Source organism: Parafannyhessea umbonata, assembly GCF_900111255.1.
Lineage (GTDB): Bacteria > Actinomycetota > Coriobacteriia > Coriobacteriales > Atopobiaceae > Olsenella_J > Olsenella_J umbonata_A.
Genome location: NZ_FOGP01000001.1, coordinates 373,048 through 392,679, shown reverse-complemented (window position 1 = coordinate 392,679; position 19,632 = coordinate 373,048). Strand labels below are relative to the sequence as shown.

Annotated in this window: 14 protein-coding genes; 9 read left to right on the top strand and 5 right to left on the bottom strand. The window is 65.1% G+C overall.

The annotated features are described in order from the left end of the window. Nucleotides 1-276: 276 nt before the first annotated feature. Genes gatB through BMY31_RS01665 form a run of 3 tightly spaced genes read right to left on the bottom strand, consistent with a single transcriptional unit; the run spans nucleotide 277 to nucleotide 3,802 of the window. Nucleotides 277-1,854, bottom strand: a complete 1,578-nt coding sequence (gene gatB, locus BMY31_RS01675) for an Asp-tRNA(Asn)/Glu-tRNA(Gln) amidotransferase subunit GatB (RefSeq protein ID WP_091008061.1) — start codon at nucleotides 1,852-1,854, stop codon at nucleotides 277-279. 14 nt (nucleotides 1,855-1,868) lie between these two features. Further along, nucleotides 1,869-3,380 (bottom strand): Asp-tRNA(Asn)/Glu-tRNA(Gln) amidotransferase subunit GatA, encoded by a 1,512-nt coding sequence (gene gatA / locus BMY31_RS01670; protein WP_091007674.1) that lies wholly within the window; start codon nucleotides 3,378-3,380, stop codon nucleotides 1,869-1,871. Next, entirely contained in the window at nucleotides 3,380-3,802 is a 423-nt protein-coding gene (locus BMY31_RS01665; protein WP_091007671.1) for an Asp-tRNA(Asn)/Glu-tRNA(Gln) amidotransferase subunit GatC, read from the bottom strand. Before BMY31_RS01665 ends, gatA begins: the two co-directional genes overlap by 1 nt. Before the next feature lie 411 nt (nucleotides 3,803-4,213). Here BMY31_RS01665 and sufC point away from each other — a divergent pair, with 411 nt between their 5' ends. Genes sufC through BMY31_RS01635 form a run of 6 tightly spaced genes read left to right on the top strand, consistent with a single transcriptional unit; the run spans nucleotide 4,214 to nucleotide 9,826 of the window. Then, nucleotides 4,214-4,975 carry a Fe-S cluster assembly ATPase SufC gene (gene sufC, locus BMY31_RS01660; protein ID WP_091007668.1) on the top strand — a complete coding sequence of 254 codons (762 nt, stop codon included), beginning with the start codon at nucleotides 4,214-4,216 and terminating at the stop codon, nucleotides 4,973-4,975. Next, nucleotides 4,975-6,417, top strand: coding sequence for a Fe-S cluster assembly protein SufB (sufB, locus tag BMY31_RS01655; protein ID WP_091007664.1), 1,443 nt, complete (start codon nucleotides 4,975-4,977; stop codon nucleotides 6,415-6,417). Before sufC ends, sufB begins: the two co-directional genes overlap by 1 nt. Beyond that, complete coding sequence (locus BMY31_RS01650; RefSeq protein ID WP_091007662.1) at nucleotides 6,417-7,571, top strand: SufB/SufD family protein; 1,155 nt, start codon at nucleotides 6,417-6,419, stop codon at nucleotides 7,569-7,571. Before sufB ends, BMY31_RS01650 begins: the two co-directional genes overlap by 1 nt. Before the next feature lie 15 nt (nucleotides 7,572-7,586). Then, on the top strand, nucleotides 7,587-8,852 hold the full coding sequence (locus tag BMY31_RS01645; protein WP_091007659.1) for an aminotransferase class V-fold PLP-dependent enzyme: 1,266 nt from the start codon (nucleotides 7,587-7,589) through the stop codon (nucleotides 8,850-8,852). Continuing rightward, nucleotides 8,845-9,333: a Fe-S cluster assembly sulfur transfer protein SufU gene (sufU, locus tag BMY31_RS01640; protein WP_091007656.1), complete on the top strand. Its 489-nt coding sequence runs from the start codon at nucleotides 8,845-8,847 to the stop codon at nucleotides 9,331-9,333. Before BMY31_RS01645 ends, sufU begins: the two co-directional genes overlap by 8 nt. A gap of 22 nt (nucleotides 9,334-9,355) precedes the next feature. Further along, the gene (locus BMY31_RS01635) at nucleotides 9,356-9,826 is read left to right on the top strand and encodes an RrF2 family transcriptional regulator (RefSeq protein ID WP_078686551.1); all 471 of its coding nucleotides are present in this window, start codon (nucleotides 9,356-9,358) and stop codon (nucleotides 9,824-9,826) included. A 560-nt stretch (nucleotides 9,827-10,386) separates the two neighbouring features. Here the strand turns inward: BMY31_RS01635 and fba are convergent. After that, entirely contained in the window at nucleotides 10,387-11,259 is an 873-nt protein-coding gene (gene fba, locus BMY31_RS01630) for a class II fructose-1,6-bisphosphate aldolase (protein ID WP_078686550.1), read from the bottom strand. A gap of 322 nt (nucleotides 11,260-11,581) precedes the next feature. After that, nucleotides 11,582-13,978 (bottom strand): C69 family dipeptidase, encoded by a 2,397-nt coding sequence (locus BMY31_RS01625; RefSeq protein WP_091007654.1) that lies wholly within the window; start codon nucleotides 13,976-13,978, stop codon nucleotides 11,582-11,584. A 348-nt stretch (nucleotides 13,979-14,326) separates the two neighbouring features. Between BMY31_RS01625 and BMY31_RS01620 the strand changes: the two genes are divergently transcribed. The 3 genes from BMY31_RS01620 (at nucleotide 14,327) to BMY31_RS01610 (ending at nucleotide 19,412) form a co-directional block, all read left to right on the top strand. Then, a complete protein-coding gene (locus BMY31_RS01620; protein WP_091007651.1) occupies nucleotides 14,327-15,466 on the top strand; it encodes a hypothetical protein in 1,140 nt (379 codons plus the stop codon). Between the two features lie 221 nt (nucleotides 15,467-15,687). Then, nucleotides 15,688-17,079 carry an aminopeptidase gene (locus BMY31_RS01615; RefSeq protein WP_091007648.1) on the top strand — a complete coding sequence of 464 codons (1,392 nt, stop codon included), beginning with the start codon at nucleotides 15,688-15,690 and terminating at the stop codon, nucleotides 17,077-17,079. Nucleotides 17,080-17,210: 131 nt separating this feature from the next. Continuing rightward, nucleotides 17,211-19,412, top strand: a complete 2,202-nt coding sequence (locus tag BMY31_RS01610) for an LTA synthase family protein (protein WP_143802909.1) — start codon at nucleotides 17,211-17,213, stop codon at nucleotides 19,410-19,412. The last annotated feature ends 220 nt before the right edge of the window (nucleotides 19,413-19,632 follow it).

Sequence of the window (19,632 nt, the reverse complement as noted above, 5' to 3'; positions counted from 1 at the left end):
TTCGTTCGACGATAGTATGCATAGGCGTAATGATTCTATCATCACTTCGATTCGTATCCGATAGAGTCTACCCCACGCACGTGCCCAAACCCCAAATACACACGACGCATAGAGACCATTTTTATGCCAACGGCTCACTGTAGCCCCAGCTCAACAGCGGGTTCAGTTTGGTTTAAGTGTTATTTGGGTTTCTTCGCATACTGGGGAGAAGTGCCCGGCAATCGGGCAGCGGCAGCGCACGGGCGCGAGCGTCGGCTCGCCGAGCGCCCGAGCCCCTCAGGAGTCCAGCCGCTCGGCGAGCATCTTCCTGAAGAGCTTGGGATTGCCCGAGCCCGACGACGCCCTCATGCACTGCCCCACCAGATAGCCGATCACCTTTACGTTGCCGTCCCGGTACTGGGCCACCTGCTCGGTGCAGCGGGTAAGCACCTCATTCACCACGGGATCGAGGGCCTCGACGTCGCTCACCTGGCGCAGGCCCAGCCGGTCGACGGCGACCTCGGGGTCCCTGTCGGTCCCGTCGAGCGCGGCGAGGAGCTCCCTTGCCTGGGCGAAGGTGAGCTCGTCGCGCACAAGCAGGAGCGAGACGCCCGCGGCCTGGGCGGAAGTCACGGCTCCAAAGGCGGGCAGCAGGTTCACAAAGACGTTGGCGACGGTGGCGGCCACGCCTCGGGCCGAGGCACCTGCGGAGCCAGATGCGGAGCGCTTCTCACCTTCGGTCGCAAGGGCCACGGCCTCCTCGAAGCGCGCCGAGACGTCGGGGTCGTCGGCAAGCTGGGCCGCGTCGTGGAGCTTGAGGCCGTACTGCCTCTGGAGGCGGTCGCGCTTGGCGTCGGGCAGCTCGGGCATGAGGGAGCGGACGCTCTCGACGAACTCGTCGCTCAAGTCGAAGGGTGCCAGGTCAGGATCGGGAAACAGGCGGTAGTCGTCGGCCGTCTCCTTGCCGCGCATGGCGATGGTGCGCCTTCGAGACGGCTCCCAGTGGCGCGTCTCCTGGCGCACTGGGTCGCCTCCCTCGAGCAGGGAGGCCTGGCGGCGGATCTCGAAGGCGAGGGCGTCGTGCAGGCTCTTGAAGGAGTTGAGGTTCTTTACCTCGGTCTTCGTGCCCAGCTCGCGGCTGCCGCGGCGGCGCAGGCTGACGTTGCCGTCGCAGCGCATCGAGCCCGACTCGAGCGAGCAGTCAGATATGCCCAGCGTCCTGAAGGTGCGGCGGAGCTTCTCCATGAAAAGGCGCGCCTCTTCGGGGGTGCGCAGGTCAGGCTCGGTCACCAGCTCAATCAGGGGCGTGCCGCAGCGGTTGTAGTCCAGGAAGGACTCGGTGGCACCGTCGATGCGACCCTCCTCACCGCCTGCGTGGACCATCTTGGCGGCGTCCTCCTCCATGTGGATGCGCAGGATGCGGACGGGGACCACGTAGGAGCCGTCGGCCGAGCGCGCGAGCGCTTCTCCCCTGGCGTCGGCGTCTGCGCGGGCCGGACGCTCCGCGGCACCCTCCCCCGAGACCTCGAGGTCCAGGCGGCCGTGCATGCAGAACGCGACGGGACCCTGCGTGGTCTGGAAGTTCTTGGCCATGTCGGGATAGAAGTAGTGCTTGCGATAGAACATCGAGCGACGCTGGATCTGGCAGCCGCAGGCCAGGCCCGCCATCACGATGGCCCGGATGGCCTCGCGGTTGGGCACGGGCAGCGCGCCGGGCAGCCCCAGGCACACGGGGCAGACGTTGGTGTTGGGCGCGTCGTCGTGGCTCAGACGGCAGTTGCAGAACATCTTGGTCCTGAGCGACGTGAGCTCGGTGTGGACCTCGAGGCCGATGACTGCTTCCCAGTCGCGGAGCACGTCGGCAAGCGGACGCAGCTTGGGCTCGCCCATCACAGGTCACCTCCCTTCCCGGCGAAGGCTGGCGCGACGGGGGCGCCCTTGCCCAAGCCGAGGCCGCAGTCGACGCCGCGCTCGAGGGCGCGCGCGAAGGCCAGCAGCCGGCAGTCGCCGAACGCGGGACCCTGCAGCTGTGCCGAGACGGGCATGCCCGAGTCGGCCCCCAGCCCCAGCGGGACCGAGACGCTGCCGTTGCCTGCGATGTTGCTCGAGATGGTGAACGCGTCGGCGGCGTACATCTGCGTGGGGTCGGAGACCTCGCCAAAGCGGAAGGCGGTGCGGGGACTCGCGGGCATGAGGATGGCGTCGCATCGCGCGAAGGCGCGGGCGTAGTCGCGCGTGATGAGGGTGCGGACCTGCTGCGCCGGATAGTAGTACTTGTCGTAGGTGCCGCTGGAGAGCAGGTAGGCACCGAGCAGCTGGCGGCGCTTGGCCTCCTGGCCGAAGCCGCGGGCGCGCGAGAGGGCGGTCTGCCGTGCCAGCGACGAGCAGCCGTCCTGCTGGCGGCCGTACCTCACGCCGTCGAAGCGGGCGAGGTTGCTGAACGCCTCGCACGGGGCAATGACGTAGTAGGCGGCGATGGCGCTCGCGATGCTGGGGAGCTCCACCTCGACGACGCGCGCGCCCTGGGACTCGAGCGCCGCGCGGGCGAGGGCGATGCCAGCCCTGACCTCGTCGGTCAGGCCGGGTGTGGCCATGAGCTCGGGCACCACGCCTACGGTGAGGCCCTCGACAGGATCGTCAAGGTGCGCGCGGAAGTCGGGCTCGCAGTCCTGGCTGGTCGCGTCGTAGGGGTCGCGGCCCGCGCAGGTGAGCGCGTCCATGGCGAGGGCGACGTCCTCGACGCGCCTGCCGAAAGGACCCACCTGGTCGAGCGACGAGCCGAAGGCGACGACGCCGTATCGGCTCACGACGCCGTAGCTGGGCTTCAGGCCCACCACGCCGCAGAAGCTCGCGGGCTGGCGAATCGAGCCGCCGGTGTCGGAGCCCAGCGCGAGCGCGACCTGGCCCGAGGCGACGGCCGCGGCGGAGCCTCCGGAGGAGCCGCCGGGCACGCGCGAGGTGTCCCAGGGGTTCGCCGTGGGGTGGAAGGCGCTCGACTCGGTGGAACTGCCGAAGGCGAACTCGTCCATGTTGGTCTTGCCCACGGGCACGGCGCCCGCGTCGAGCACGCGGCGCACGCAGGTTGCGGTGAAGGGCGACTCGTAGCCCTCGAGCATGCGCGAGGCACAGGTGGTGTGGGTGCCCACGAGCTGCATGTTGTCCTTGAACGCGACGGGCACGCCAGCAAGGGGCGGAAGCGCTTCTCCCCTGGCCCTGGCCGCGTCGACGGAAGCCGCCGCCGTAAGGGCGAGGTCGGCCGAGACCTCCAGGAACGCCTGGACCTTGGGGTCGCGAGCGGCGACGGCGTCGAGCGAGGCGCGGGCGACCTCGGTAGCCGAGAAGTCCCCCGCCGCAACGCCGCGCGCGATGGTAGAGGCGGAAAGCTGGTCGAGGCTTGCCATCAGCGGCCCACCTCCCCCGTCGCGCCGTCGTCGGACATGGCGCCGCCGGGCGTGGCAGTCGGGTCGGAGTCTGCGGGCGCATCCTCCGCGGCCCCCAGGATCGACGGGATGCGGAAGAAGCGGCCCCTGCTCGAGGCGGCGGCCGAAAGCGCGACCTCGGTCGGCAGGCTCCGGGCGGGGTCGGGCTCGTCCGGGGCCATCACGTTGGCGAGGCCGCCGATGGGATGGAACGTGGGCTCGACGCCCTCGAGGCAGAAGTGGCGGATGGGCTTGAGCAGCGCGACCGCGTCGTTGAGGTACGCGGTCATCTGGTCGAGCTCCTCCGGCGTCAGCGCGATGCGCGCGTAGTCCGCGATGCCCGCAACGTCATTCCGGGTAAGGGGCGCGTCGGCCTGGGGCGCGTCACGTTCCGCTTGCGGCATGGTTCCTCCCTGCTTGGTGTTTGTCCCAAACATAGTAGAGCAGCGCGTGCGAATCGAGGCGGATTGAGAGCGCGGCGGGGCCGGCCCATGCCATACCCCTCCGCCCCGCTTCGCCTGCCACGGCCCCCTTCCGACCAGCTCAGCCGGCAGGCCGGCGTCGCGGCAAACACGTTCCCTCCGCCCTGCCACTGCGGCCGCCCAGACGGGCGCCCGGAATGCGGTCGCGGTCCAACTCGTAACGTTGGCGTGAATCCTACCTGCAAACTAGAGTTTCTTGTTGTTGGGCCCGTCGATGCGGGGTAATATACCCCCTTGTGAGTAGGAATATCACCGCCAGCCAGCGAGGGGCATCGTCCAGTGGCGCGGCGGCCGCACGAAACGTAAGGCTTTACCAGCACAGAGAGAGGCACCATGGCACAGCTGCTTACCATCAACGGGCTCTCGGCGGGAACCGAGGACAAGCCCATCCTCCATAACATCGACCTGAGCGTCGGCACGGGCGAGACACACGTCCTCATGGGGCCGAACGGCGCCGGCAAGTCGACGCTCGGTCACGTCATCATGGGCGATTCCGCCTACCAGGTGACCTCGGGCGCCATCGAGTTCGACGGCGAAGACGTCACCCAGAAGGGCGCCGACAAGCGTTCGCTCGCGGGCATCTTCCTGTCCTACCAGGCCCCCGTCGAGGTCCCCGGCGTGCCCCTGTACAGCTTCCTGCGCACCATCTGCCAAATGCGTCCCGAGCTCAAGACCACCGCGCGCAAGTTCCGCCAGCGCGTCGCCAAGATCTCCGAGCAGCTCGAGATTGACGACTCCTTCCTCACCCGCGAGCTCAACGTGGGCTTCTCGGGCGGAGAGAAGAAGAAGATCGAGATGCTCCAGCTCCTGCTGCTCAGGCCCAAGCTGGCCATCCTCGACGAGACCGACTCCGGCCTCGACGTCGACGCCCTCCAGATCGTCTCGCGCGGCATCGAGGCATACCGCGCAGACTGCGACGGCGCGCTGCTGATGATCACCCACAACACGCGCATCCTCGAGAAGCTCTCTGTCGACAGGACCCACGTCATGGTCAAGGGCAACCTGGTGGCCGAGGGCCCCGCGTCCCTCATCGACGACATCGACGCCAACGGCTTCGGCCGCTTCGAGGGCGCAGTCGAGAAGGACGAGGCCTAATGAGCAGCAACGATACTCCCGAGCTCGACGAGCGCGGCCGCTCCAAGGTCGCCGACGTCGACCGCTCGCTATACGACTTCACGAAGTCCGAGGAGGGCTACGAGCGCTACGAGGACGGCCTGACGCCCGACATCGTCCGCTCCATCAGCAGCAAGAAGAACGAGCCGCAGTGGATGCTCGACATGCGCCTGAAGGCGCTCGCCGAGTACCACCGCCGCGACATGGCCCCCAACTACGGCCCCTCCATCGAGGGCCTGGACCTCAACAACATCTCGACCTACGTCAGCCCCAAGACCAAACAGGCCAAGGACTGGGACGACGTGCCCGAGGACATCAAGGACACCTTCGAGCGTCTGGGCATCCCCCAGGCCGAGCGCGAGAGCCTGGCCGGCGTCGGGGCCCAGTACGACTCCGAGATCGTCTACCACAACATGCGTGAGGAGGTCGCCAAGTACGGCGTCGTCTACACCACCATCGAGGACGCGCTTCAGGACCCCAAGTGGGAGCCCGTCGTCAAGCAGTACTTCGGCACCCTCATCCCCATGACCGACCACAAGTTCGCGGCGCTCCACTACGCCGTTTGGTCTGGCGGCTCCTTCGTCTACGTCCCCAAGGGCGTGAGGGTCGACTACCCGCTTCAGAGCTACTTCCGCCTGAACGCCCAGGGCGCGGGCCAGTTCGAGCACACGCTCATCATCGTCGAGGAGGGCGCTGACCTGCATTTCATCGAGGGCTGCTCCGCCCCCAAGTACTACGAGGCGAACCTCCATGCCGGCGCGGTCGAGCTCTTCGTGAAGGATGGCGCGCGCCTGCGCTACTCCACGATCGAGAACTGGTCCAAGAACATGTACAACCTCAACACCAAGCGCGCCCGCGTCGCCTCCGACGCAAGGATGGAGTGGGTCTCCGGCTCGTTCGGCAGCCACGTGAGCTACCTCTACCCCACCACCATCCTGCAGGGAGACCGCTCCAGCTGCGAGTTCACCGGCATCACCTTCGCCGGTGCCACGCAGGACCTGGACACGGGCTGCAAGGTCGTGCTGAACGGGAAGGACACCACCGCCTCGGTCGAGACCAAGTCGATCTCGAAGGACGGCGGCCTGAACACCTTCCGCTCCTCCATCATCGTCGGCCGCCACGCCGACCGCGCACGCGCGACGGTCTCGTGCCAGTCGCTCATGCTCGACGACATCAGCCGCTCCGACACCATTCCCGCGATGGACGTGCGCAACGCCACCGCGCAGGTGGGCCACGAGGCGACCATCGGCCGTATCTCGGATGACACGGTCCTCTACCTGATGAGCCGCGGCTGCTCCGAGGCCGAGGCGCGCTCCATGGTAGTAAACGGATTCGCCAACCCCGTCTCGAAGGAGCTGCCGCTCGAGTACGCCGTCGAGATGAACAACCTGATCAAGCTCGAGATGGAAGGGGCGATCGGCTAATGGCAGACAGCAAGATCACGAGCCCGGCGACCATCGCCCTCGTCAACGTCAACGACTCGCCCGCACAGACCTGGAATTACCTCAGGATCAACGACATCGCCTTCGACGTCCCCGCGCCCCAGGCCGGACGCACCGGAGCCGCCTTCAACAGGCTGCCCAAGCTCTTTTCGGCCATCGAGGACGGGCTGGGCGCCGAGGCCACCCGCTGGATCGAGCGTATGGCCGACGGCGCGGCCTACGTCGAGGTTCCCGCCCGCACGCGCCGGGACGAGCCGGTCGTCGTGGCCGTCACCGACGACAAGCCCTTCAAGGACACCGGCGTCATGGTGCGCGAGGGCGCAAGCGTCCGCATCATCGTGAGCACGAGCTCCCGGCAGGAGGCCACCTCGACCGTGGCCACCACCGCAGCGGCCCTTCGCGTCATCGCAGAGCGTGGCGCCAAGGTCGAGATCGTCCAGATCGTCGCCTCCGGCGAGGGTCGCCAGCACCTCGAGGCCATCGGGGTCGAGGCCGCGGACGACGCGCGCGTCAGCATCCGCCAGTACGCGCTGGGCGGCGCCAAGGTCGCCCTGGGCATCGCCGCGAACCTTGCCGGCAAGTCCTCTCGCATCGACCTGACCTGCCGTTACGTAGCAGGTGGCAGCGAGCTTCTGGACATCAACCACGTCGTGCGCATGCGCGGGCGCGACACCCGCAGCGAGATCCAGTCCACGGGCATCCTGGGCGACTCGGCCCGCAAGACCATGCGCGAGACCATCGACCTCATCCACGGCGCCAAGGGCGCCAAGGGCAACGAGGCCGAGACCGTCCTGGTGACCGGCGACGGCGTCACCAACAAGACCCTGCCCTCCATCCTCTGCGACGAGGAGGACGTCCAGGGCAACCACGGCGCGACCATCGGCTCTCTGAGTCCCGAGCAGATCGACTACCTCAAGGCCCGCGGCCTTTCGGAGGACGACATCGACACGCTGTTCACCCGCGCCCTGTTCGACGACGCCCTGAACCACGCCGAGGTTGCATCCGCCCGCACGGCCGTCATCGCGCGCGGAACCCACGTCCTGGGCGATGCCTTCGAGGACGAGGCCTTGTCCTTCTCCCCCGCCGAGGCAGCAGGCGATGCGGAAGACAACACCGACGCAAGCAGCAACGAATAGACAGCGAGAGGTAGCATGCTAAGCGAATCACAGCTCAAAGATATCGAGCAGAGCCCGTACAAGAAGGACTTCCCCCTGCTCGCCAAGAACCCCGGCATCACGTTCCTCGACAGCGCCGCGACCTCGCAGCGCCCCGAGGCCGTGCTCGCTGCCGAGCGCGACTTCTACGAGACGATGAACGCCAACCCGCTGCGCGGCCTGTACCGCCTCTCGGTCGCCGCGACTGCGGCCATCGAGGACGCCCGCAACCACATCGCGAGCTTCATCGGCGCAACCGACGAGGCCGGCAAGCCGCAGGGCAGCCAGGTCGTCTTCACGCGCAACGCCTCCGAGTCGCTCAACCTGGTTGCCAACAGCCTGGGGCGCTCGGTCCTGCGGCCAGGCGACGAGGTCGTCATCTCGATCATGGAGCACCACTCCAACATCATCCCCTGGCAGCAGGTCTGTGCCGCAACCGGCGCCAAGCTCGTTTACCTGCGCCTGGACGACGACTACGCCATCACCCAGCAGGAGATCGAGGAGAAGATCGGTCCCAGGGCCAAGATTGTCTCGGTCACGCACGTCTCAAACGTCCTTGGCGTCGAGAACGACATTCCCGCCATCGCCGCGCGCGCCCACGAGATGGGCGCTTACATGGTGGTCGACGGCGCGCAGTCCGTCCCGCACCTGAAGGTCAACGTGCGCGAGCTCAACTGCGACCTGATGGCGTTTTCCGCCCACAAGCTGGGCGGCCCCATGGGCATCGGCGTACTGTGGGGCAAGTCCGAGATTCTCGACCAGATGCCGCCGTTCCTCACGGGCGGCGAGATGATCGACTCGGTCACCGAGACCGGCGCCGTCTGGGCCCCCGTTCCGCAGAAGTTCGAGGCCGGCACGCAGGACGCGGCAGGCTCCTACGCCTTTGACGCAGACCTCACCTACCTGGAGGGCCTCGGCATGGAGCGCATCGAGCAGCGTGAGCGCGAGCTCGCCTGCTACCTGTGCGACTCGCTCGCTGCCTTGGACTACGTCGACGTGATCGGCCCGCGCGACGGCTCGCGCCACGTGGGTGCCGTCGCCTTCAACGTTCACGGCATCCACCCGCACGACGTGTCCTCGATTCTGGACGGCTCCGGCATCTGCATCCGCGCCGGCCACCACTGCGCGCAGCCGCTCCTCTCGTACCTCGACGTGCAGATGGGCAGCACCTGCCGCGCCTCAGTCGCGTTCTACAACGACAAGGCGGACATCGACAGGTTCATCAACGGACTCGACACGGTTTGGACGATCTTCAATGGCTAACATGGCTGCCGGCGTGACCGGCCTCTACAACGCGGAGTTCATGGACCACGTGAACCACCCTGACTACAAGTACCAGATGGACGGCGCCACCTTCACGCACGAGGGGGTCAACCCATCCTGCGGAGACGAGCTGACCTTCTCGGTGCGCATGGCAGACGACGGCACCATCGACGAGGCCGCCTACCAGGGCCACGGTTGCGCCATCAGCCAGGCCTCGGCCGACATGATGAGTGACCTCATGGTCGGCAAGACCCCCGCCGAGGCCATCGAGCTGTGCCGCCTGTTCATGGCGATGGTGCGTGGCGAGGAGACCAACGACGAGCGCATCGAGGAGCTCGAGGACGCCGCGATGCTTCGCGACATCTCGCACATGCCCGCACGCGTCAAGTGCGCCGAGCTCGCCTGGCGCACCCTGAGCGAGATGCTCGAGGCAAACGCGTTGCCCACGGTCGCCGCGTCGACGGATAGCGACTCGGAATAGCTCAAGACCATCGGAGAGGATCATGGCTGGCATGTTCTCGACAAAGGGGCGCTACGCGCTCAGGATCATGGGAGACCTCGCGACCCACCCGGGCTGGGTCTCGCTGGGAGACGTCTCGCGACGCCAGGGAATCTCGCGCAAGTACCTCGAACAGGTCGTCTCGCTGATGCACAAGGCAGGCTTCGTGGAGAGCCTCCGCGGCAAGGGCGGCGGCTACCGCCTGACGCGCGACCCCTCCCAGTACACCCTTGGCGCAATCCTTCGCGCGGCGGAGGGCTCGCTCGCACCGGTATCGTGCCTGGACTGCACCAACGACAGCATCTGCCCGCAAATCGACACCTGTCCCACTATCACAATGTGGCGCGACCTGGGCAAGGTGACTGCGTCCTACCTGGACAGCAAGACGCTTGCCGACATCGTCGAGGAGATGATGGAACGCGGCACGCTCGAGGCGGAACGCGCAAAGGAGCAGGGTCGCAGGGAAAAGGAATAGGCAACTCGCCGGGGCTGACGCAGGTAACCCGCCCGAACATTTTTTAAGATTGACCTGCCCGCCGCGAGCGGGCATGTTTTTTGCGGGCTACGCCGGACAGCCGAGGACACGATAGCGCGAAGACACGCGGACGCCCTGAAAGGCAGTGACCACCGTCTCCCAACTGGAGCCAGCCAAGGGAGGTCAAGGATTTGGACCGTAGCGCGTTTTTCGCGGCGGCGTCGCGTACGCCGCGCCTAAGACGGGGAGTCGCTAGGCCTGGCGGTGCCGGCGCCCGTCGTGCCGCGCGCTTCTGAGCAGTTCCCCGACAGGCGAAGCAAGGTCATAGAAACCCTCGGCAAAAAATACAGCTACGGCCTGCACCTGATTCGCTCTTTTCTCACCTACGTGACACAACAGTGGCCCTGTGCCGCATTTTTGCCCCAGGCATGCGCTCGCGATGATTTGTGCGACAGCAAAAAAACCGGCGTCCCGAAGGACGCCGGCCAAGTTCAAGATGCCAAACAATAAGTCGTTCGGCTAACTGTTCCAGACAATCGCTTGCCTAGGCAGCCGATAGCTTAGTTCCAAGCCTTGCCAGTGGAGCCGAACTCCTCGATGAGTTCCTTGGTACGGGCGACGATAGCCTCGCGACCAGGCTTGAGGAGCTTGCGGGGGTCATAGCCCTTGCCCTTGAGGTCAGCGCCGGACTCAACGTACTCGCGGGTCGCCTTAGCGAAGGCAACCTGGAGGTCGGTGTTAACGTTGATCTTGGAGATGCCGAGGGAGATGGCCTTCTGGACCTGGTCAACGGGGATGCCGGTGCCACCGTGGAGGACGAGGGGAAGGTCACCGGTCTCGGCCTTGATCTCGCTCAGACGCTCGAAGGAGAGGCCAGCCCAGTTCTCGGGATAGAGGCCGTGGATGTTGCCGATGCCACAAGCAAGGAAGTCAACGCCGAGATCAGCGATGGCCTTGCACTCCTTGGGGTCAGCGAGCTCGCCGGTGGAGGCGACGCCGTCCTCGACGCCACCGATGCCGCCGACCTCAGCCTCGATGGAGATGCCCTTGGAGTGGGCAAGCTTCACGAGCTCAGCGGTACGGTCGAGGTTGATCTGGAAGGTCTCCTCGTGGGAGCCATCATACATGATGGAGGTGAAGCCGGCCTCGATAGCCTGGAAGCACTGCTCGTAGGAGCCGTGATCAAGGTGAAGGGCGACGGGAACGGTGATCTTCTTCTCCTCGACCAGGTCGTGGACGATGTGAGAGACGACCTTGAAGCTGGTCTGCCACTTAGCAGCGCCACCGGTGCACTGGATGATGAGCGGCGACTGGAGCTCCTCTGCGGCGTCCAGGATCGAGCTGGCCCACTCAAGGTTGTTGGTGTTGAAAGCACCAATGCCATAGTGGCCCTTCTCGGCGGACTGAAGCATAGCAGTAGCGTTGACGAGCATGTGTACCTCCATTGAGATATGGGTGGTTTAACTCAGCTGCAATTCTAACGCGCGTTGTTTAGCTTGTGTTTGGCACGCCCCGAGATGCATGAAGAATGTGGTCTACCTTCAAACTTGATTCTGATTTCGGTTCATTTCTCCATGGGCGCGAATAGATACCAGGTATTCGATACGCATGCAGCCCTCGGACAGTAGCCCCAGACGCAAAAATATAGGCAAGAAGGGCGCGCCCGACGAATCGGACGCGCCCCCATTCGTGCACTCATTGCCCTGCGAGGATTGAGGCGCTCGCCAGCAAGTGGCGGCGAGGAGCCATCGAGCGCTAGTCCTCCTCGGCGACGCCGTACCAGCCGACGCCCTCATCCCTCCAGCCGGCCTTGACCAGGGAGTCCCTCTCGTAGCCGCTGGCAGTGTAGTTGTGGGCACCGGTGCGGGCGTAGGGGTTGTACTGGCGATACAGGGGCACGCCCTGCTCGTCGTCGGAGTACCAGCCGATGCCCTCGTCGTTCCAGCCGGCAGCAACCAGGCTGTCGCGCTCGGCTGGGCTCACCGTGTAGTGGTGGTCGCTCGTATATGGGTTGTACAGGCGATAGACCGGGGTGTTGGAGTGCTCGGGAGCCTCCCAGCCAACGCCCTCGTACTTCCAGCCGAGGCCGACGTTCATGATCATCTCGTCGAAGTTGGCGGTATAGAAGTGCTCGCTCGTGTAGGGGTTGTACAGGCGGTACATCGAGCCCGTCTTCTGCTTGACGGGCTTCTCGACAACCTCGATCTTGGCGCTTTCCGAGATGACGGAGTTGCCATTGTCGTCCGAAACGATAACGCGGTAGAAGGTCGTGCCCAGGTCGGCCGTCTGCGGCGCGTAGGTGTCGCTGCTGCCGCAGTCGCTCCAGTTGCTCTCATCGGTCGACTTCTGCCACTTGTAGCTCAGATTGTCGCTGGAGCCGCTCTTTGCGCTCACCGTCAGGGCAGGCGTGCCCTCGTTCTGGAAGGCTGTCGCGGATGCGGGCTGACGGTCGATGGTCAGGGTGAAGGCGTCGGCGTAGCCCAGCGGCTCGGCGAGCTTGCCGTCGGCCGTGAGGTCCGAGGCGGCAAACGGCTGCGAGAAGTCGCCGGCCCTCAAATAGGCGCGAATCTCCTCGAGCAGCTTGTGGGTCTTCTCGAAGGTGTCGCGCGAGACGACAGCGTGAGCTCTGTTGGCAAGTGCCGTGCGCGCCTCGGTACCCTGAGCCGCGACGACATAGGAGTCGACCGTCTTCTGCTCCTCGATGATCTCCTTCTGCAGGGCGTCGAGGTAGGCGTGGGCACCGGTGGCAACCGTATCGCGGTGATTGTAGGCGAGCGTGTTGATGTCCATCAGAACGTAGTCCAGGTTCACCTGGTCGCCGTCGGCCATCGCCGTCTGCTCGTTCTGGGCGATATTGCCGGCATCGCCGCCCTCTTTCTGGATACCGACGTGCCCGACGGAGAAGTTTGCCTCGTTGGGATACAGCTCGGTGTCGACGTTGGTCAGAAGGTTAGAGTAGGACGGGACGAAGACCGTAAACTCGGAGCGGGACAGACCCTCCCACTGGATGGTCGCGACCTCCGGGTCGCTCGTCGCGTACTCGTCGCGTACCTGGAACATGTGGCTCTCGGTGTTGCGGTTGCTGCCGATGGCGTAGAAGCCCGCGTTCGCGTTGGCGTCGACATCGGTACCCTCGCCGCGGCAGGCGAAGACGCGCAGCGCGGTGAACGTGTCAATCGAGGCATTGGTGGGCGAGAAGAACAGCTGGTTGTTGTCGATGCTCTTCACTCCCTTGCCAGCCACGAGCGTGTAGCCGCCAAGGTTCGCGTCGCCAAAGTACTTGTGGCCCTGGACGTAGCGAATGTTCTGGCCATAGCCCTGCTCGACGGAGGTCTTGCCGTAAGAGGCGGCGACGTTCATCCTGCCGTTGGTCTCGACATAGGTGTTGGCCTTCTGTGCCGTCTGGGCCATGTTGGCAGAGTGCAGGCAGACACTCTGGTCCTCAAGGTCGACGTCAAACTGAAGGTTGCTCATATTCGGGTTGATCGAGACCAGGTTGCTTGCGCACTTGACCGCGCACCACTGGTGCCCGGAGAGCTGCATGAAGATCCAGGTCTCGTTGGCATCGCCGATAACGATCTGGTTGCAGTCCTGGGAGCCCTGCTGATCGATGACCTTGCCCAGGAGCTCGACGCCCTCGCGAGCGGTGGTCGCCTGCGACAGGACGAAATCCGCAATGCTGTACTCGCCGATGCCGGGGTCGACGCACGGGTCGACAGCCGCGACGGCGTCGTTCATGTTCGTGGTCAGCGTGGAGGAAAGGCTCACGCCCTTCTCGTTGGTACCCGCCTCCGAATAGGCCTTGGCGTCAGGATCGCCCTGGCTGGTCCAGTTGTCGGGCGTGTCACGCACATAGGTGTAGCGGAACGTGGGGCCGGTAATCTCGTAGCGGAACGAGTCAGCAGGTTTGCTATCATTCTCGTGGCTCTGGATGACCTTGCCGTTATCGGTGGCGGGCTCGATGCCGAACACCTTGCCGTAGCGGTTCGAGTAGTCCTCGGAGCGGCCGAAGTAGGTGTCCCCGTCGCTCGTCAGCTGGTTGCCGATGGTCACCTGCGTGCATGCGAGCGCCTGGACGGCCGGGAGCCCCGCCATGATCGCCGCGAGCGCCGTTGACGTGACAAGCTTTGCAATTCTTCCCCTCTTGTACATACCTGTCTCCCTCCGGCGGACGTGGTCCGCCACGCTGCATTTCAGAAGCAATCGTTACAATAAGGTAACAATCCTTAAAGAAAGCTAATCCGCTTGCGAGCGTTGCGTTTTTGCCGCCCAGCGTCCGAATGCGAGAAGTGCAGAGGCCACCGGGCAGAACCGTCGTCCGTCCGCAGGTTCTTAAATGCTCCCTCGCAAGTACAAATAACAGGCGGGAGACTAGAGCTTGTTATGTCTTCGTGTAATTGCCGAGAGCGCGAGACGCGAACCTATAGTGGGGTATCCAAATTAGAGGTATGTTCCGGGCACCTAGCCCGAGCCAGAGCGAAAGAGCAAGGAGTCTTTCTCGTGGGAAACCAGCAAAACCAGTCCGAGCGACAGACACAGGAGGCGTCCCGGGCGCAGGACGACGAGCCCAAGAAGGGCGTGTTCTCGGAGTTCTCGATGACTTCCGTTGTCGCAAGTGCGCTCGCGGCGGTTACGTCCTTCGCGCTGCAGAGCAAGATCGGCCTTGCCGGATCGATCATCGGAGTCGGCGTCGCGGCAGCGGCGACGGCCGTGGCTACGCAGGTGTACAAGGGCATGCTCGCCGCATCGGCCGAAAAGATCAAGGCAATACCTGACCAGGACCGCCTCTCGCCCGGCATGACCCAGAGGATGCAGGCGACCGACGCCGGCAACAGAAGCGCCGCAGACCAGAGCGCCACCTACTACGACACCGTCACCGGGCAGGACGTCACGGCAGACCAGATCGACCCCGAGCACACCGTCATCAGGCACCTTCCCCACGAGCTGGAGCAAGACCTGACGCCCTTGGGCGGCTCCGGCGAGTACGCCGAGACCGGCACCCCCATCGCCTCGGACGACATGAGCCAGGCCGCGGCCCAGCGTCGTGCGAAGAGGCTGCGCAGAGGCGCCGCCATCGTGACCGTAATCGTCGCCATCGCCGCGGTGTTGGCGTACGCGCTGGTCATCACCGTAGCAACCTCAGGCCAGGGCATCGGCAGCACCGAGCCAATCATATCCCCCACCACTACCGACCCGACCGAGTCCGGCCCCTACGAGCCTCTGAGCAAGGCGACCGGATCCTCCAGCGAGGAGGGCAAGTCCGAGGCGACGGCTTCCGAGGGAGAGAAGACTGCGGAGAACAAGTCCGAGTCTGAGAGCACGTCCTCCAACTCGAGCAAGGGCGAGGGCACGAGCGAATCCGAAGGCGCCTCCGCGTCCAACGGCTCGAGCTCGCACTCGAACGGCAAGGGCGAGTCCGGAAGTGGCTCCGGCAGCTCGAACGGCACCGGGTCAGGCAGCTCGGGCAGCGGCTCCAACAGCGGCTCCGCCAGCGGAAACACAGGCAGCTCCTCGGGCAGCAAGGGCGAGTCCGGAAGCGGCTCAGGCTCCGCGAACGGCTCCGGCTCGACCAGCGGCTCGGGCAGCTCCACAGGGTCATCATCTGCGGGAGGCACCACAAGCTCCGCCTCGAAGGGTTAGGTAGACTATGCTAGGCAGCGCAATTCGCGTGCAAGCGCCTCTCTTTTGGGTGTGCGGCCAGGCGGCTCCGCGACCCGCGACCGCATCGGTCCGGACGCACCAGAGCCACCACCCGCAGGGAGCGCACGACGCAGAGTGCCCCTGGCAATAGCACGGTTGTTAAGTGCGGCGCGGCCGGCATTGTGCCAGTCGCGCCGCTTTCGTAGAAAGGCAGTGCAAGCATGCAGCGTCCCAACGCATGGAGCGACTACTCCGAGCAGCAGCTCGAGGCGGTCCAGAAGTTTGCCGGCGAGTATCGCCAGTTCATCTCGGACAACAAGATCGAGCGAGAGATCTGCTCCGCGTCCATCGCCATGGCGCGCCAGGCCGGCTACCGCGACCTCGCGGAACTCGTCGAGTCCGGCGAGCCCCTCAAGGCGGGCGACAAGGTCTACGCCTCCAACCACGGCAAGGGCGTCCTGCTGGTCCAGCTGGGCACTATGCCCCTCGCCGAGGGCCTCAACATCCTGGGCGCGCACATCGACTCGCCGCGCCTGGACGTCAAGCAGAACCCCATGGACGAGAAGAACGAGATCGTCACGCTCGACACCCACTACTATGGCGGCATCAAGAAGTACCAGTGGGTCACCATTCCCCTGGCCCTGCACGGCGTCATCGTAAAGACCGACGGCACCGTCGTGCCCGTGACCATCGGCGAGGCGGCAGACGACCCCGTGTTCTGCGTCTCCGACATCCTCATCCACCTCTCAAAGGACCAGATGGGCAAGACCGCTGCCGACGCCATCGAGGGCGAGATGCTCGACGTCATCATCGGCAACCGCCCGGTCAAGCTGGACGACAAGAAGGAGAACAAGACACCTGTCAAGACCGCCCTCCTCGACCTGCTCAAGACCAACCTCGAGATCGAGGAGGAGGACTTCCTCTCGGCAGAGCTCGAGGTCGTGCCTGCGGGGCCCGCTCGTGACATGGGCCTGGACCGCTCGATGATCCTAGGCTACGGCCACGACGACAGCTCCTGCGCCTACCCCAGCCTCGTCGCCCAACTCGAGTGCGAGGCTCCGCAGAAGACCGCCGTCACCATCCTGGTCGACAAGGAGGAGATTGGCTCCGTGGGCGCCACGGGCATGACCAGTCGATTCTTCGAGGACGCCATGGCCGAGATCCTCGAGCTCGCGGGCGAAGGCGGCGAGCTCAACCTGCGCCGCTGCCTGCGCAGGTCCCGCATGCTCTCCAGTGACGTCTCCGCGGCGTTCGACCCCACCTTTGCCTCGGTCTTCGAGCTCAAGAACTCCTGCTTCATGGGCCACGGCCTGACCTTCAACAAGTACACCGGAAGCCGCGGCAAGAGCGGCTCCAACGACGCCGACGCCGAGTACATGGCCGAGATCCGCGGCTGCATGGACAAGGCAGGCGTCCACTACCAGACCGCCGAGCTTGGCAAGGTCGACGCCGGCGGCGGCGGAACCATCGCCTACATCCTCGCGAAGTACGGCATGAACGTCATCGACTGCGGTGTGCCCGTGCTCAGCATGCACGCACCCTGGGAGACCATCAGCAAGGCCGACGTCTACGAGGCCTACAAGGGCTACGAGGCCTTCCTCAAGCTGGCCTAGCTTGGCAGATGGCCTGGCTCGACCGGCCGGCCCGGCAAGTCGAGCCACCACCATCCACCCTCACTATCCGCATGGGCGAGAAGGACAGACGCCACGTCCTTCTCGCCCGAAAGACGACAAGGCACTCCCTCATGAATCTTGGAACGTTTCTGGCGGCGCTCATACCCCTGGTCGGCATCGGTGCGCTCGCCTTTCTGATTCGCTGGCAGACGCAGGAGGGCGAGGGCGGCGTCGACCGCTCCCCCTCCAGGCGCGCCAGGGCCTGGGCCATCAGCTTCATGGCAATCCTCCTGGTGGGCTCCGTGCTCCAGCTGGTGGGACTCTACAGCGGTGACCCCGGCACGCTCGCGCTCTTCTCGCTCGCCGCCACCGTGGCCGGCTCCGCCGCGCTGCAGCGCGACCGCATCGGCCGCAAGATCGACGGCTTCCTGGGAAGCGGCCTGCGTCGCGGCGCCATCCTCCTGGTGCGCGACCTAGTGATCGTGCTCCTGGTCTCGGCCATCGCGTTCTACGCCCACGAGATCTCGTGGAACGACAGCATCTCGTGGATGGACGCCACCTCCCGCCTGTGGGAGCAGGGCATGATCACCCTCGCCATGCTCATGATGTACTTCCTGTTCCAGCACCGCAGCTGGGGCTGCAACTTCCTGCTGGTCGCGCTGTTCCTGATTGGCGTCGCCGAGTACTACGTCATCGTCCTCAAGGGCAGCGCCATCATGCCCGGCGACCTGTTTGCGCTGGGCACCGCGGCCGCGGTCAGCGGAGGCCTGAACTTCTCGTTCGGACCGAGCGTCCTCCTCGCCGCAGCCATCACCTGCCTGGGCCTGGGCGTGCTCGCCTTCGTCTCGCCCGTCGCCAGTGCCGAGTCCGGCTCCACGGTCGGAGCCGCTGCCAAGGCCGGCTCCGATGCCGAGGACGCCGCCGCCAAGGGTCGCATCGCCCGTCGCGTCCTGGCCCTCGTGCTCAACCTTGTCCTTGCGGCCGCATGCTGCATGGGCACCGTCGCCTGCACGCAGGGCGCGCACGGCTACATTGCCGGCAACAAGACCAAGTTCTGGGAGCCCGTCAAGGCATATCGCGCCAATGGCTTCCTGACCAGCTTCGTCTCGATAGCCTACGAGATGCCCATCCGCAAGCCGGAGGGCTACAGCACCGAGGCCGCCGAGCAGATCCAGAGCACCTACGCCTCGAAGGCCGAGGCGGACGTCGCCAGCTGGAAGAAGTACCAGGCCGCCAACGCTCAGTTCGGCACCAAGCAGCCGGCGATCGTCTGCATCATGAACGAGACCTTCGCCGACATCAGCGTCCTGGGCAACTTCGGCTACACCGGCCCCGCCTTCTACAACTCGATGGACGACTGCCTCATGCGCGGCAAGCTCTACACCTCCGTGCTGGGTGGAGGCACCTGCAACTCCGAGTTCGAGTTCCTGACTGGCAACAGCATGGCCTACGTGGGCACCGGCAAGTACCCTTACAACCTCTACAGCATGGACAAGGTGGAGACGCTCGCCAGCCAGCTGAAGGACCTGGGCTACAGCACCACCGCCATCCACCCCAACCTGGCCAGCAACTGGAAGCGTGACAAGGTCTACCAGCAGTTCGGCTTCGACCAATTCATCGACATCAACGGCTTCCAGAACGCTCCGTGCTTCCACAGCGGCGTCACGGACGCGGCGACCTACGACAAGGTCCTCGACATCCTGAAGAACAATGACGGTCCGCAGTTCATCTTCGACGTCACGATGCAGAACCACACGGGCTACGACCAGTTCAACATTCCCCAGGAGCTACTGACGAACTACTCGATCCCCAACCAGTCGGACTATGACAACGCGCAGCTCAACGAGTACCTCACGTGCATCCAGCAGTCCGACAAGGACCTGCAGTACCTCATCGGTGAGCTCAAGAAGCTCGATCGCCCCGTCATCCTGCTGTTCTTCGGAGACCACCAGCCGTCAATCTCGCAGTGGGAGAACGATCGCATCACCCCCGCCGAGAATCCTGACTCGCTCGACCACATCATGAAGACCTACCAGACGACCTACATCGTCTGGGCCAACTACGACGTGGCTGAAAACAGCCAAACCAGCGAGAACAGGGCAACGAGCGTCAACTACCTCAGTGCCATCCTCGCCCAGCAGGCCGGCATCCCCCTGACCGACTACCAGAAGGCCAACCTGGGCATGTCCCAAACGATGCCCGCAATCTCGGCAATCGGCGCCATGGACGCCGACGGCCACTACTACGAGACCACGGACACCACGTCTCCCCTGGCCTCGCAGATCTCCGACCTCGAGAACATCAACTACCTCAACTTTGGTTCGAGGGTCTAAGGACGGATTCGCTCAACCGTGCCGACCAAGCGGTCTGGCGCATCACAAGCGAGCGCCGGCTCCAATACCACGGAGTCGGCGCTACTTCTTTTTTTCGCTCCCGTCGGCGTCGGTGCGAAGATCGTCATGGGTGGAACTTGGCGCAGCGCGCCGACCGGCCACCCCTTCGGTCACCCAAATCGGCTCGTGGCAGCTCTCTGGGCTTGGTTTTGCCAGGCAA

What these genes read in the sequence shown, in the direction of transcription:
- fba (WP_078686550.1), bottom strand. Translation starts at nt 11,259, where the DNA reads ATGCTCGTCAACGCTACTGCTATGCTTCAGTCCGCCGAGAAGGGCCAC.
- BMY31_RS01610 (WP_143802909.1), top strand. Translation starts at nt 17,211, where the DNA reads ATGAATCTTGGAACGTTTCTGGCGGCGCTCATACCCCTGGTCGGCATC.
- BMY31_RS01625 (WP_091007654.1), bottom strand. Translation starts at nt 13,978, where the DNA reads ATGTACAAGAGGGGAAGAATTGCAAAGCTTGTCACGTCAACGGCGCTC.
- gatA (WP_091007674.1), bottom strand. Translation starts at nt 3,380, where the DNA reads ATGGCAAGCCTCGACCAGCTTTCCGCCTCTACCATCGCGCGCGGCGTT.
- BMY31_RS01665 (WP_091007671.1), bottom strand. Translation starts at nt 3,802, where the DNA reads ATGCCGCAAGCGGAACGTGACGCGCCCCAGGCCGACGCGCCCCTTACC.
- BMY31_RS01635 (WP_078686551.1), top strand. Translation starts at nt 9,356, where the DNA reads ATGGCTGGCATGTTCTCGACAAAGGGGCGCTACGCGCTCAGGATCATG.
- sufU (WP_091007656.1), top strand. Translation starts at nt 8,845, where the DNA reads ATGGCTAACATGGCTGCCGGCGTGACCGGCCTCTACAACGCGGAGTTC.
- BMY31_RS01645 (WP_091007659.1), top strand. Translation starts at nt 7,587, where the DNA reads ATGCTAAGCGAATCACAGCTCAAAGATATCGAGCAGAGCCCGTACAAG.
- BMY31_RS01615 (WP_091007648.1), top strand. Translation starts at nt 15,688, where the DNA reads ATGCAGCGTCCCAACGCATGGAGCGACTACTCCGAGCAGCAGCTCGAG.
- sufB (WP_091007664.1), top strand. Translation starts at nt 4,975, where the DNA reads ATGAGCAGCAACGATACTCCCGAGCTCGACGAGCGCGGCCGCTCCAAG.
- sufC (WP_091007668.1), top strand. Translation starts at nt 4,214, where the DNA reads ATGGCACAGCTGCTTACCATCAACGGGCTCTCGGCGGGAACCGAGGAC.
- BMY31_RS01650 (WP_091007662.1), top strand. Translation starts at nt 6,417, where the DNA reads ATGGCAGACAGCAAGATCACGAGCCCGGCGACCATCGCCCTCGTCAAC.